The 13962-nt window shown below is 45.2% G+C and carries 17 protein-coding genes; all 17 read right to left on the reverse strand.

The window, feature by feature from the left end; all coding sequences use genetic code 11:
* Positions 1-18: 18 nt before the first annotated feature.
* The 17 genes from rpsQ to rpoC all read right to left on the reverse strand — a co-directional run bounded on the left by rpsQ (position 19) and on the right by rpoC (position 13923).
* A complete protein-coding gene (gene rpsQ, locus ACH97_RS13500) occupies positions 19-282 on the reverse strand; it encodes a 30S ribosomal protein S17 (RefSeq protein WP_003178345.1) in 264 nt (87 codons plus the stop codon).
* A 24-nt stretch (positions 283-306) separates the two neighbouring features.
* Positions 307-507 (reverse strand): 50S ribosomal protein L29, encoded by a 201-nt coding sequence (gene rpmC / locus ACH97_RS13505; RefSeq protein WP_003178343.1) that lies wholly within the window; start codon positions 505-507, stop codon positions 307-309.
* Positions 497-931, reverse strand: coding sequence for a 50S ribosomal protein L16 (gene rplP / locus ACH97_RS13510; RefSeq protein ID WP_020449863.1), 435 nt, complete (start codon positions 929-931; stop codon positions 497-499). Before rplP ends, rpmC begins: the two co-directional genes overlap by 11 nt.
* Position 932: 1 nt before the next feature.
* Positions 933-1589: a 30S ribosomal protein S3 gene (rpsC, locus tag ACH97_RS13515; protein ID WP_003178339.1), complete on the reverse strand. Its 657-nt coding sequence runs from the start codon at positions 1587-1589 to the stop codon at positions 933-935.
* 3 nt (positions 1590-1592) lie between these two features.
* Positions 1593-1937 carry a 50S ribosomal protein L22 gene (rplV, locus tag ACH97_RS13520; protein WP_020449862.1) on the reverse strand — a complete coding sequence of 115 codons (345 nt, stop codon included), beginning with the start codon at positions 1935-1937 and terminating at the stop codon, positions 1593-1595.
* A gap of 17 nt (positions 1938-1954) precedes the next feature.
* Complete coding sequence (rpsS, locus tag ACH97_RS13525) at positions 1955-2233, reverse strand: 30S ribosomal protein S19 (protein ID WP_003178334.1); 279 nt, start codon at positions 2231-2233, stop codon at positions 1955-1957.
* A gap of 57 nt (positions 2234-2290) precedes the next feature.
* Positions 2291-3124 carry a 50S ribosomal protein L2 gene (rplB, locus tag ACH97_RS13530; protein WP_020449861.1) on the reverse strand — a complete coding sequence of 278 codons (834 nt, stop codon included), beginning with the start codon at positions 3122-3124 and terminating at the stop codon, positions 2291-2293.
* A 31-nt stretch (positions 3125-3155) separates the two neighbouring features.
* Positions 3156-3443, reverse strand: coding sequence for a 50S ribosomal protein L23 (gene rplW / locus ACH97_RS13535; protein WP_020449860.1), 288 nt, complete (start codon positions 3441-3443; stop codon positions 3156-3158).
* Positions 3443-4066, reverse strand: coding sequence for a 50S ribosomal protein L4 (gene rplD, locus ACH97_RS13540; protein ID WP_020449859.1), 624 nt, complete (start codon positions 4064-4066; stop codon positions 3443-3445). Before rplD ends, rplW begins: the two co-directional genes overlap by 1 nt.
* Positions 4067-4093: 27 nt before the next feature.
* Positions 4094-4723, reverse strand: a complete 630-nt coding sequence (gene rplC / locus ACH97_RS13545; protein WP_020449858.1) for a 50S ribosomal protein L3 — start codon at positions 4721-4723, stop codon at positions 4094-4096.
* A gap of 38 nt (positions 4724-4761) precedes the next feature.
* Positions 4762-5070, reverse strand: a complete 309-nt coding sequence (gene rpsJ / locus ACH97_RS13550) for a 30S ribosomal protein S10 (protein WP_003156464.1) — start codon at positions 5068-5070, stop codon at positions 4762-4764.
* A 290-nt stretch (positions 5071-5360) separates the two neighbouring features.
* On the reverse strand, positions 5361-6551 hold the full coding sequence (tuf, locus tag ACH97_RS13555) for an elongation factor Tu (RefSeq protein ID WP_020449857.1): 1191 nt from the start codon (positions 6549-6551) through the stop codon (positions 5361-5363).
* A 119-nt stretch (positions 6552-6670) separates the two neighbouring features.
* The gene (fusA, locus tag ACH97_RS13560) at positions 6671-8749 is read right to left on the reverse strand and encodes an elongation factor G (RefSeq protein WP_020449856.1); all 2079 of its coding nucleotides are present in this window, start codon (positions 8747-8749) and stop codon (positions 6671-6673) included.
* Between the two features lie 49 nt (positions 8750-8798).
* Complete coding sequence (gene rpsG / locus ACH97_RS13565) at positions 8799-9269, reverse strand: 30S ribosomal protein S7 (RefSeq protein WP_003178317.1); 471 nt, start codon at positions 9267-9269, stop codon at positions 8799-8801.
* A 164-nt stretch (positions 9270-9433) separates the two neighbouring features.
* On the reverse strand, positions 9434-9850 hold the full coding sequence (gene rpsL, locus ACH97_RS13570) for a 30S ribosomal protein S12 (protein ID WP_020449855.1): 417 nt from the start codon (positions 9848-9850) through the stop codon (positions 9434-9436).
* Positions 9851-9954: 104 nt separating this feature from the next.
* Complete coding sequence (locus ACH97_RS13575; RefSeq protein ID WP_023855916.1) at positions 9955-10203, reverse strand: 50S ribosomal protein L7ae-like protein; 249 nt, start codon at positions 10201-10203, stop codon at positions 9955-9957.
* Positions 10204-10323: 120 nt separating this feature from the next.
* Positions 10324-13923, reverse strand: a complete 3600-nt coding sequence (rpoC, locus tag ACH97_RS13580) for a DNA-directed RNA polymerase subunit beta' (RefSeq protein ID WP_020449853.1) — start codon at positions 13921-13923, stop codon at positions 10324-10326.
* Positions 13924-13962: the final 39 nt, after the last annotated feature.

Here is a 13962-nt window from a genome sequence, read left to right on the forward strand (position 1 = left end):
AAAGGTTTCCGAACTTTATTAGATAATAACAGCTTCTTCGACAACTTCAACTAGACGAAAACGTTTAGTCGCAGATAATGGACGAGTTTCCATGATCTTTACGATGTCTCCGATTTTAGCTTGGTTATTTTCATCATGTGCTTTGAATTTTTTAGAGTACTTTACGCGTTTACCGTAGAGTGAATGTTTTTTGTAAGTTTCTACAACAACAGTAATGGTTTTATCCATTTTGTCAGAAACAACACGTCCTTGGTAGACTTTGCGCTGATTGCGTTCGCTCATGTTTTAGAGAACCTCCCTCCGGAATTATTTGTTGGCAGCAATTTCTCTTTCCCGAATCACAGTTTTCATGCGCGCGATTGACTTGCGCACTTCACGAATGCGAGCAGTGTTTTCAAGTTGTCCTGTCGCTAATTGAAAGCGAAGATTGAAAAGTTCTTCTTTAAGAGACTTTACTTTTTGTTCAATTTCAGCAGTGGTAAGGTCACGAATTTCATTAGCTTTCATTTGATTCACCACCAATTTCTTCACGTTTTACGAACTTCGTTTTAATTGGCAATTTGTGAGATGCAAGACGAAGAGCTTCACGAGCGACTTCCTCAGACACACCAGAAATTTCAAATAAAACTTTGCCCGGTTTTACAACAGCTACCCATCCTTCAGGAGCACCTTTACCGGAACCCATCCGAACCTCTAGAGGCTTAGCTGTATAAGGCTTAGAAGGGAAAATTTTGATCCAAACTTTACCGCCACGTTTCATGTAACGAGTCATTGCGATACGCGCAGCTTCGATTTGACGGTTTGTAATCCAAGAAGCTTCTTGAGCCTGGATGCCGTATTCACCGAAATGCACTTCAGAGCCGCCTTTTGCACGGCCGCGCATTTTTCCGCGATGCTCTCTGCGATATTTAACGCGTTTTGGCATTAACATATTATTTTCCTCCTTCCTCAGTTTTCTTCTTAGTAGGAAGAACCTCTCCACGATAGATCCAGACTTTTACACCAAGCTTGCCGTAAGTTGTGTCAGCTTCAGATGTAGCATAGTCGATGTCTGCACGAAGTGTGTGCAATGGAACAGTTCCTTCACTGTAGTATTCAGAACGAGCGATGTCTGCGCCGCCAAGACGACCGGAAACCATTGTTTTAATTCCTTGTGCACCAGCGCGCATTGTGCGTTGGATTTGTTGCTTTTGCGCACGACGGAAAGAGATGCGGTTTTCCAATTGACGAGCGATGTTATCAGCAACTAGCTGAGCATCAAGATCAGCTCTTTTGATTTCAAGAATGTTAATGTGTACACGCTTGCCAGTAAGGCTGTTAAGGGCTTTGCGAAGCGCTTCGACTTCAGAACCGCCTTTACCGATAACCATACCAGGCTTAGCTGTGTGGATCGTAATATTTACACGGTTTGCCGCACGCTCGATTTCCACTTTAGAAACAGAAGCGTCAGACAGGCGTTGATTAATAAATTCACGGATTTTCAGATCTTCGTGAAGGAAGTCAGCGTAATCTTTGCCAGCGTACCACTTAGATTCCCAATCACGTATAACACCAATACGAAGACCGACTGGATTTACCTTTTGACCCACGAGTTATCCCTCCTTCTTTTCTGATACAACGATAGTAATGTGGCTCGTACGTTTGTTGATTTGGCTTGCACGTCCCATAGCGCGCGGACGGAATCTTTTCAACGTAGGGCCTTCGTTCACGTAAGCTTGAGTAACAACCAGGTTGTTTGCATCCATTTCGTAGTTGTGCTCAGCGTTAGCGATAGCAGATTTTAAAACTTTTTCAATAATCGGGGAAGCAGCTTTTGGCGTAAGGTTTAAGATCGATACTGCTTCACCTACTTGCTTGCCTCGAATCAGGTCCATTACTAGACGTGCCTTACGAGGAGCAATACGGACTGTTCTTGCGACAGCTTTAGCTTGTTGCATTTAAAAGCCTCCTCTCATTAGCGTCTTGTTTTTTTGTCATCACTAGCATGACCTTTGTAAGTGCGTGTCGGTGCGAATTCACCCAACTTGTGACCTACCATATCTTCAGAGATGTAAACAGGCACATGTTTGCGTCCATCATAGACTGCGATTGTGTGACCGATAAATTGCGGGAAAATAGTAGAACGGCGAGACCAAGTTTTCACAACTTGTTTCTTATCCGCTTCATTTAATTTCTCGATTTTTGTCATTAGATGATCATCGACAAATGGTCCTTTTTTTAAGCTGCGAGCCATTTTGGAACCTCCCTTCGTGATTGCACTACGGTCCGATATGAACCGTAGACAACCCCGTTATTTATTTTTACGACGACGTACGATGAATTTATCTGATTTGTTCTTTTTCTTACGAGTTTTGAATCCAAGAGTTGGTTTACCCCATGGAGACATAGGTGATTTACGTCCGATCGGAGCGCGTCCTTCACCACCACCGTGCGGGTGATCGTTAGGGTTCATAACAGAACCGCGAACTGTAGGACGGATGCCTTTCCAGCGTGAACGTCCTGCTTTACCGATGTTGATCAGTTCGTGCTGTTCGTTACCTACTTGACCGATAGAAGCGCGGCAAGCAGAAAGAATCATGCGAACTTCACCGGAGTTCAGACGCACAAGAACGTATTTTCCTTCTTTACCAAGAACTTGAGCAGATGTACCAGCTGAACGTACAAGCTGTCCGCCTTTTCCAGGTTTTAATTCAATGTTGTGCACGACTGTACCAACAGGGATGTTGATCAGTGGAAGTGCGTTACCTACTTTAATGTCAGCTTCTGGTCCTGACATGATTTCAGTTCCTACTTGAAGGCCCTTAGGAGCCAGGATGTAGCGTTTTTCTCCGTCTACATAGTTAATTAGAGCAATGTTAGCTGAACGGTTTGGATCGTACTCAACTGTAGCAACGCGTCCAGGTATACCATCTTTATCGCGTTTGAAGTCGATAATACGGTATTGGCGTTTATGTCCGCCGCCTTGATGACGTACAGTTAATTTACCTTGGTTGTTGCGTCCGCCTTTTTTGTGAAGCGGGGCAAGCAAGGATTTTTCCGGCTGATCTGTCGTGATTTCCGCAAAATCAGACGTAGTCATGCCGCGACGTCCGTTAGAGGTCGGTTTGTACTTTTTAATCGCCATTTTGAATTTCCCTCCTTCTTTTTACAAGTGATTAAGCTTCAAAAATTTCGATTTCTTTGCTGTCTTCAGTAAGCTTAACAATCGCTTTTCTGCGTTTGTTTGTCATACCAGAGTAGCGGCCGACACGTTTGAATTTCCCTTTGTAGTTCATGATGTTGACTTTTTCAACTTTCACTCCAAAGATTTGCTCAACAGCGTCTTTCACTTCTGTTTTGTTAGCTCTTACGTCTACTTCAAACGTATATTTTTTCTCAGTCATTAAATCAGCAGAACGTTCAGTAATGACGGGGCGCTTTAGAACATCACGAGGATCTTTCATTATGCAAGCACCTCCTCTACTTTTTCAACCGCTGCTTTCGTGATCACAAGCTTCTCATGACCGACAACATCGAGGACGTTGATTCCGTTAGCTTCAACAACAGTAACTCCTGGAAGGTTACGAGCAGATAGTTCAACTGTCTCGTTTGCATCCGCAGTTACGATTAAAGCTTTCTTCTCGATAGACAGACCTTTAAGGATAGCTGCCATTTCTTTTGTTTTAACCGCATCAAGATTAAGATCTTCAAGAACGATCAAGTTGTTGTCATTCACTTTAGAAGACAATGCTGATTTGATAGCCAAGCGGCGAACTTTTTTCGGTAATTTATATGCATAGCTGCGTGGTGTAGGACCGAATACGATACCACCTCCGCGCCATTGCGGTGAACGGATAGATCCCTGACGAGCACGGCCGGTACCTTTTTGACGCCAAGGTTTGCGACCTCCGCCACGTACTTCCGAACGATTTTTTACTTTATGAGTTCCTTGACGTAAGGAAGCTCTTTGCATAAGAATAGCGTCGAATACTACGCTCTCATTTGGCTCGATTCCAAATACAGAGTCGTTTAATTCGATATCACCAGCAGTAGAACCGTTTTGGTTATATAAAGCTACTTTTGGCATGATCAATTTCCTCCTTTCCTAAGAGAATTATTTAGATTTAACAGCGCTTTTAACAGCGACTAATGATTTTTTCGCACCAGGAACGTTACCTTTAACTAAAAGAAGGTTGCGCTCTGCATCCACTTTTACGATTTCAAGGTTTTGAACAGTGATTTGCTCTCCGCCCATACGTCCAGGCAACAGCTTTCCTTTGAATACACGGTTAGGGTCTACCGGTCCCATTGAACCAGGACGGCGATGGTAGCGTGAACCGTGAGACATAGGTCCGCGAGATTGTCCGTGGCGTTTGATAGCGCCTTGGAAACCTTTACCTTTCGATGTTCCTGTTACATCTACGACTTCTCCGTTAGAGAAAATATCAACTTTGACTTCCTGACCAACTTCATACGCATCCATATCCACTCCGCGTAATTCTTTAACGAAGCGCTTAGGAGCAGTTTCCGCTTTTGCAACGTGTCCTTTTTCTGGTTTGTTGGCAAGCTTCTCACGCTTGTCGTCAAAACCGATCTGAATCGCTTCATAGCCGTCGTTTTCAGAAGTTTTCTTCTGAAGTACAACGTTAGGAGCAGCTTCGATAACAGTTACCGGAATAAGATCACCGTTTTCTGCGAAAACTTGCGTCATACCAATTTTTCTTCCTAAGATTCCTTTGGTCATTCGTCACACCTCCTATAAAAATCATTCTATATTTTAGATTAAAGTTTAATTTCGATATCGACACCAGATGGTAAATCTAATCGCATTAGAGCATCGACAGTTTGTGGTGTTGGGTTCACAATGTCGATTAAACGTTTATGTGTACGCATTTCGAATTGCTCACGAGAATCTTTGTATTTGTGCACCGCACGAAGGATTGTGTAAACTGATTTCTCAGTTGGCAACGGAATCGGACCAGAAACGCTGGCTCCGGAACGTTTAGCCGTTTCAACAATCTTCTCAGCAGATTGATCAAGGATTCTATGATCATACGCTTTTAAACGAATACGAATTTTTTGTTTTGCCATTATTTTCCCTCCTTTTCGCCTACTTACATTAGACAATTCTCCGTGAGAAAAACCTGAATCACCTTGCCATGGCAAAGCGGCCGGGTGTGTCAGCAACCTCTCACTTCATCGCAGTCAAAGACCAACATGCACTATTATACAAAATTTATAGGCATGATGCAAGGTAATATTGAATATTACCGGCTTTTGCACACTTTTTTTATTATACAGATTCCAGCAAGGATAATCAAGGACTTCAGGACAAATAAAAAACGAGACCCGGATGGATCTCGTTTTTTATTTTATAAGTATTATTCGATGATTGAAGAAACAACGCCAGAACCAACTGTACGTCCGCCTTCACGGATAGAGAAGCGAGTTCCGTCTTCGATCGCGATTGTTGAAATCAATTCAACAGTCATTTCGATGTTGTCTCCAGGCATAACCATTTCTACGCCTTCTGGAAGCTGAATGATACCCGTTACGTCAGTTGTACGGAAGTAGAACTGAGGACGGTAGTTAGAGAAGAATGGAGTGTGACGTCCACCCTCTTCTTTAGAAAGAACGTAAACTTCAGCTTTGAACTTTTTATGTGGAGTGATTGTACCTGGTTTAGCAAGTACTTGACCACGTTGGATATCTTCACGAGATACACCGCGAAGAAGTGCACCGATGTTGTCTCCAGCTTCTGCATAGTCAAGAAGCTTACGGAACATTTCAACACCTGTAACAGTTGTTTTGCTGTTTTCTTCTTGAAGACCGATGATTTCAACTTCGTCACCGACTTTAACTTGTCCGCGCTCTACGCGTCCAGTAGCAACTGTTCCACGACCTGTGATTGAGAATACGTCCTCAACAGGCATCATGAATGGCTTTTCAGTATCGCGCTCTGGAGTTGGGATGTATTCGTCAACTGCATCCATCAGTTCGAAGATTTTAGCTTCGTATTCAGCGTCACCTTCAAGAGCTTTAAGTGCAGAACCTTTGATAACTGGTACATCGTCACCAGGGAACTCATACTCAGAAAGAAGATCGCGAACTTCCATTTCAACTAGCTCAAGAAGCTCTTCGTCGTCTACCATGTCGCATTTGTTCAAGAATACTACGATGTAAGGCACACCTACGTTACGAGAAAGAAGGATGTGCTCACGAGTTTGTGGCATTGGACCGTCAGCAGCAGATACAACAAGGATCGCTCCGTCCATTTGCGCAGCACCAGTGATCATGTTTTTAACATAGTCAGCGTGTCCTGGGCAGTCAACGTGTGCATAGTGACGAGTTTCTGTTTCGTACTCAACGTGTGCAGTAGAGATTGTGATACCGCGCTCACGCTCTTCTGGAGCACCGTCGATTTGGTCGTATGCCATAGCAGTACCTTTACCAGATTTCTTATGAAGCACAGTTGTGATAGCAGCTGTTAATGTAGTTTTACCATGGTCAACGTGTCCAATTGTACCAATGTTGGCATGTGATTTGGAACGGTCGAATTTTTCTTTAGCCATTCTGAAAATCCTCCTTAAAAAGGTTAGTTTTTGTTATATAGAGTGATAGAAAGTGAAAGCGATGTTTCACTTTCTCATCTTACAATAGTATTTATACTTTAATGAAGAGGCAAAATCAATTATTCACCTTGATTTTTTTTGATGATCTCATCAGCAATGCTCTTAGGCACTTCTTCGTAATGGTCAAAGACCATTGTGAACGTACCGCGTCCTTGTGTGTTTGAACGGAGAGCCGTAGCGTAACCGAACATTTCAGAAAGTGGAACCATCGCGCGAACGACTTGAGCGTTTCCGCGTCCTTCCATACCTTCTACGCGACCGCGGCGTGATGTAATATCACCCATGATGTCTCCCATGTATTCTTCTGGGATAACGACTTCAACTTTGGAGATCGGCTCAAGAATAACCGGGTTACACTTGCTTGCCGCGTTTTTAAGCGCCATGGAAGCAGCGATTTTAAACGCCATTTCGTTAGAGTCGACATCGTGGTAAGAACCGTCAAAAAGTTTCGCTTTGATGTCGATAACAGGGTAACCTGCGACTACACCGTTTTGAAGTGCATCTTCAAGTCCTGCTTGAACAGCCGGAATGTATTCACGAGGAACGACACCACCGACGATTGCGTTTTCGAACTCAAAGCCTTTTCCTTCTTCGTTTGGAGAGAATTCGATCCAAACGTGTCCGAACTGTCCGCGTCCACCAGACTGACGTACGAATTTACCTTCAACTTGCGCGCTCGCACGGAATGTTTCACGATACGCAACTTGAGGAGCACCAACGTTGGCTTCAACTTTAAATTCGCGTTTCATACGGTCAACGATGATATCAAGGTGAAGCTCACCCATACCGCCGATGATCGTTTGACCTGTTTCAGGGTCAGTATGCGCACGGAATGTTGGATCCTCTTCAGCCAATTTAGCCAGTGCAGTAGACATTTTGTCTTGGTCAGCCTTAGATTTAGGCTCGATTGCAACGTGGATAACAGGCTCAGGGAATTCCATAGATTCAAGAATTACAAGGTTTTTCTCGTCGCAAAGCGTGTCCCCTGTAGTCGTGTCTTTCAAACCTACAGCAGCAGCGATATCCCCTGCGTACACAGTAGAGATTTCTTCACGGCTGTTGGCGTGCATTTGCAGGATACGTCCGACGCGCTCACGTTTGCCTTTTGTTGAGTTTCTTACGTATGAACCGGAATCAAGTGTTCCTGAGTACACACGGAAGAACGTCAATTTACCAACGTAAGGGTCAGTCATAACTTTAAATGCAAGTGCTGAGAAAGGTGCGTCGTCAGAAGACTCACGAGTAACCTCTTCCTCAGAATCAGGCAGAGTACCTTTGATTGCCGGTACGTCAGTTGGAGCTGGCAGGTAGTCAAGAACTGCGTCAAGCACTAATTGAACACCTTTGTTTTTGAAAGCTGATCCACAAAGAACCGGATAGAACTCCACGTTACAAGTTCCTTTGCGGATTGCCGCTTTCAGCTCGTCAACTGTGATTTCTTCGCCTTCCAAGTACTTCATCATAAGCTCTTCATCAAGCTCAGCAACAGCTTCAATCAAGCTGGCGCGAAGCTCTTCAGCTTTGTCTTTGTACTCGGCAGGGATTTCACGCGCATCAGAGCGTGTTCCAAGATCATCTTCATAGTAGTACGCAACGTTTTCTACAAGGTCGATGATCCCTTCGAAATTGTCTTCGGCGCCAATCGGTAATTGGATCGCGTGAGCGTTCGCCTCAAGACGGTCTTTAAGAGTTCCTACAGAGTAAAGGAAGTCCGCACCCGTTTTGTCCATCTTGTTGACAAATACGATACGAGGTACTCCGTAAGTTGTTGCCTGACGCCAAACTGTTTCAGTTTGCGGCTCAACGCCTGATTGTGCGTCAAGAACGGCAACGGCACCATCAAGTACGCGCAGGGAACGTTCAACCTCAACTGTGAAGTCTACGTGTCCTGGTGTGTCGATGATGTTTACGCGGTAACCTTTCCACTGTGCAGTTGTTGCAGCGGATGTGATTGTGATACCGCGTTCTTGTTCCTGCTCCATCCAGTCCATTTGGGAAGCCCCTTCATGAGTTTCACCAATTTTATGGATACGGCCTGTGTAGAACAAGATACGTTCAGTTGTTGTCGTTTTACCGGCATCGATGTGAGCCATGATTCCGATATTACGAGTTTTTTCTAAGGAGAACTCTCTTGCCATTGGGTCTTTTCTCCTTCCTTCTTAGGGAATAATATTTTGTCGTGTGAGATTACCAGCGATAGTGAGCGAACGCTTTGTTTGCTTCAGCCATCTTATGAGTATCTTCACGTTTCTTAACAGCTGCACCAGTGTTGTTAGCTGCATCAAGGATTTCGTTAGCTAAACGCTCTTCCATCGTTTTTTCTCCGCGAAGACGAGCGTAGTTTACTAACCAGCGAAGTCCAAGAGTCGTACGGCGTTCAGGACGAACCTCTACAGGTACTTGGTAGTTTGCACCACCTACACGGCGTGCTTTAACTTCAAGCACTGGCATGATGTTCTTCAATGCTTGTTCGAAAACCTCCATTGCATCGTTGCCGGTACGTTCTTTAATAATATCGAATGACTTGTATAGGATTGTTTGAGCTTTACCTTTTTTACCGTCGATCATCATTTTGTTGATCAAACGAGTAACCAGTTTAGAGTTGTAAAGCGGATCAGGTAAAACATCTCTTTTTGCTACAGGACCTTTACGTGGCATCTGATTATCCTCCCTTCTCTTGTTACGGGTTTACAGTAAGCAGAGGGATTCACGGTTCAGCTGCCGGGATCAAACCAGCGCTAGGCGCGAAAAGCCTGATGCCCTTAACAGCATTGCCAGAACTCCTTGCTTTTAAAAACCCTTTTATTTGTATTTAAACGGAATTATTTTTTCTTAGGACGTTTTGTACCGTATTTAGAACGGCCTTGTGCACGGTTTTCAACTCCGGCAGTATCAAGCGCGCCACGCACGATGTGGTAGCGTACCCCCGGTAAGTCTTTTACACGTCCACCGCGGATCAATACGACACTGTGCTCTTGCAGGTTGTGTCCGATACCAGGAATGTAGGCCGTAACCTCGATTCCGTTAGTTAAACGAACACGGGCATATTTACGAAGCGCCGAGTTCGGCTTCTTCGGTGTCATTGTACCGACACGGGTACATACTCCGCGTTTTTGTGGTGAAGATACGTTAGTGTGCTCTTTCTTGAAGCTGTTGTATCCTTTGTTAAGTGCTGGAGACTTAGAATTTTCAACTTTGCTTACGCGTCCTTTGCGGACTAGCTGATTAATTGTAGGCATTTTGTAATTCCTCCCTTCATCATGTTTTATAACCCACATACCCAGGTGGTTCATTTAAAAGCAAAAAACAATGCCTTTGCATAAAAGCAAAAACAACGAGTACGTTATTGAATAATGGCAACAGCTGCAGCTCCGACTTCAATTCCGCAGGCTTTGCCGAGCTTTTTCATGGACTCTGCCATTGAGACGGGAATCCCTTGTTCATTTGCCAGGTTAATAACATCTGACGTCAGAAAAGGATCAGCGTCTTTTGCTACGACGACTTCCTTAACAGAATTGCGCTTCAGCGCTTTGACTGTCTGCTTCGTACCGATAATAATAGATTGAGCCTGTGATACTTTATCATAAGACATCATATATCCTCCAAAGTAACAGGTTTAAATTGAGCACCTTGGTTATATTATCATCCTGAAAGAAGGATGTCAACACATGATGACAATTTTTAGTGACATCCTTCTTTAGGATTTTTTTATTTATTCAGCCGGAACCATTTCATCAGATGATTGGACTTGCAATACCGGCTTCACTTTACGGTAGTTCAGCATACCCGTTCCAGCAGGAACAAGCTTACCGATGATAACATTCTCTTTCAGGCCGAGAAGCTCATCGCGTTTTCCTTTGATTGCTGCATCTGTCAGGACACGTGTTGTTTCCTGGAATGACGCGGCAGACAGGAAGGAATCCGTTTCAAGCGATGCTTTGGTGATACCGAGAAGCACCGGACGGCCTGTTGCAGGGCGTTTGCCTCCGAGCAGAACTTTTTTGTTCGCTTCGGTAAACTGGTGAATATCGAGCAGCGTGCCTGGCAGCACTTCCGTGTCGCCGGCATCGATGACACGCACTTTGCGAAGCATCTGGCGAACCATAACCTCGACGTGCTTATCCCCGATTTCAACCCCTTGCATACGATAAACCTTCTGCACTTCATGAAGGAGGTATTCTTGCACCGTCGTGATGTCAGTAACTTTCAGAAGCTCTTTCGGATCAACCGAACCTTCTGTCAGCACCTGGCCACGGGAAATTTTCTCTCCTTCAGTGACTTTCAGGCGCGCGTTGTAAGGCGCCGTATATGAACGGCTTTCGACTTCGCCCTGAACGACGATTTCCTGCTGTTTGTCACGCACTTCATTGATTTCAGCTACGACACCGTCAATTTCAGAGATCGTCGCTTGACCTTTAGGGTTTCGCGCTTCAAACAATTCCTGGATACGCGGCAAACCTTGTGTAATATCGTCTCCGGCAACCCCGCCCGTATGGAAGGTACGCATTGTTAACTGTGTACCCGGCTCACCAATGGACTGGGCAGCGATGATTCCGACTGCTTCCCCGACTTCGACGTCGGTTCCTGTTGCCAGGTTGCGGCCGTAGCATCGTTTACATACACCATGTGACGTATTACATGTAAATGCGGAGCGGATCCACACTTCTTCAATGCCTGCTTCGACAATTTCGAGCGCTTTATCTTCGTCGATCAGCTCGTTTTCATCCACAAGCACTTCACCTGTTTCCGGATGTTTAACAGGTTTTCTCGCGAATCGGCCGACAAGACGCTCTTCAAGACGCTCGATCACTTCTGTGCCTTCCGTGATGGCTTTGGCAAGAATACCTCGGTCTGTGCCGCAGTCAGTCTCACGAATGATGACGTCTTGGGCTACGTCTACGAGACGGCGTGTCAGGTAACCTGAGTCGGCTGTCTTCAGAGCCGTATCCGCAAGACCTTTACGCGCACCGTGAGTAGAGATAAAGTACTCGAGTACCGTTAAACCTTCGCGGAAGCTTGACTTGATCGGAAGTTCGATGATCCGTCCAGCCGGGTTGGCCATCAGACCGCGCATACCCGCAAGCTGCGTAAAGTTTGATGCGTTACCCCGGGCTCCGGAATCACTCATCATGTAGATCGGGTTGATTTCATCCAGGGATTTCATCAGCTTGCCTTGGATCGTATCTTTAGCTGCACTCCAGATGGAAATGACCCGTTCATAACGCTCTTCTTCAGTAATCAGACCACGTCTGAACTGCTTCATGACGTTATCAACTTTTCCTTGCGCTTCTTCAAGGATTTCCTGTTTGTCGTCCAATACGACGATATCGGAAACACCGACCGTAATTCCGGCTTTTGTCGAATATTTAAATCCAAGGTTTTTCATGCGGTCAAGCATTTTTGATGTTTCTGTAATATGGAATCTTTTGAAGATCTCCGCAATGATTTTACCCAAAATGCCTTTTTTGAACGGCTGGTTGATTTCCTGGTTCTTAATGGCTTCTTTAACATCTGCACCGTAATCCAAGAAGAAACGGTCAGGTGTTTTTTCTTCAATGTTGCTCTTCGTCGGTTCGTTCATGTATGGGAACGACGGCGGAAGAATCTCGTTGAAGATCAGTTTTCCGACAGTTGTAACGAGCAGCTTGGAACGCTGTTCTTCGGTAAATGTTTCATTTTTCAGGGAGTTAACCGCAACGGCTACTCTCGTATGCAAATGAACATATCCGTTTTGATACGCAAGAAGCGCTTCATCCGTATCTTTGAAAACCATACCTTCGCCGACTGCGCCTGGGCGTTCTAGCGTCAGATAGTAGTTTCCAAGCACCATATCCTGAGACGGCGTAACAACCGGTTTTCCGTCTTTAGGGTTCAGGATGTTTTGTGCGGCAAGCATCAAGATGCGCGCCTCAGCTTGCGCTTCTGCTGATAAAGGAACGTGAACCGCCATTTGGTCACCGTCAAAGTCAGCGTTGTATGCCGTACATACAAGCGGATGAAGACGGATGGCACGGCCTTCGACAAGCGTTGGTTCAAACGCTTGAATACCTAATCTGTGAAGCGTAGGTGCACGGTTGAGAAGCACAGGGTGTTCTTTGATAACTGATTCAAGGACATCCCAGACTTCCGGCTGAACGCGCTCAATTTTACGCTTCGCACTCTTAATGTTGTGGGCAAGACCTTTTTCAACAAGCTCTTTCATGACGAATGGCTTGAACAGTTCCAGCGCCATTTCTTTCGGAAGACCGCATTGATACATTTTCAGGTTCGGACCTACGACGATAACCGAACGGCCTGAGTAGTCAACACGTTTACCGAGAAGGTTTTGACGGAAACGGCCTTGTTTACCTTTCAGCATGTGAGAAAGGGATTTTAACGGTCTGTTTCCCGGACCTGTAACAGGACGGCCTCTGCGTCCGTTATCGATCAGCGCGTCCACGGCTTCTTGAAGCATGCGCTTTTCGTTTTGAACGATAATGCTTGGCGCTCCAAGATCCAAAAGACGTTTTAAACGATTGTTACGGTTGATGACACGGCGGTACAAATCGTTCAGATCGGAAGTTGCAAAACGTCCACCGTCAAGCTGTACCATCGGTCTCAGCTCAGGCGGAATGACCGGAAGAACGTCGAGGATCATCCAGGACGGCTTATTTCCGGAGTTGCGGAATGCTTCCAATACTTCCAAGCGTTTGATCGCACGTGTGCGGCGCTGTCCTTGTGACGTTTTAAGCTCTTCTTTCAGCATATCCACTTCTTTATCGAGGTCGATATCTTGAAGGAGCTTATGAATCGCTTCAGCACCCATTGATGCCTGGAATTTATTTCCGTATTTATCAAGGTACGCCCGGTACTCTTTTTCAGAAAGAAGCTGTTTTTTCTCAAGCGGTGTATTGGCCGGATCTGTTACGACATAAGAAGCAAAGTAAATGACTTCTTCCAATGCGCGCGGAGACATATCCAGCACAAGACCCATACGGCTCGGGATTCCTTTAAAATACCAGATGTGAGAAACAGGGGCTGCCAGCTCGATATGCCCCATTCTCTCACGACGGACTTTAGCCCGGGTTACTTCAACTCCACAACGGTCGCAGACTACGCCTTTATAACGAACCCGCTTGTACTTTCCGCAGTGGCATTCCCAGTCCTTTTGAGGACCGAAAATGCGCTCGCAGAATAGACCATCTTTTTCAGGTTTCAAAGTACGATAGTTGATTGTTTCAGGCTTTTTCACTTCTCCGTAAGACCATGAACGGATTTTGTCAGGTGAAGCGAGACCGATGTTCATATACTCAAAATTGTTCACATCCAGCAAGGGGCCTACCTCCCTTTTTATCTTCGGGTTATACCCTGT

Source organism: Bacillus paralicheniformis, assembly GCF_001042485.2.
GTDB classification, from domain to species: Bacteria; Bacillota; Bacilli; order Bacillales; family Bacillaceae; genus Bacillus; species Bacillus paralicheniformis.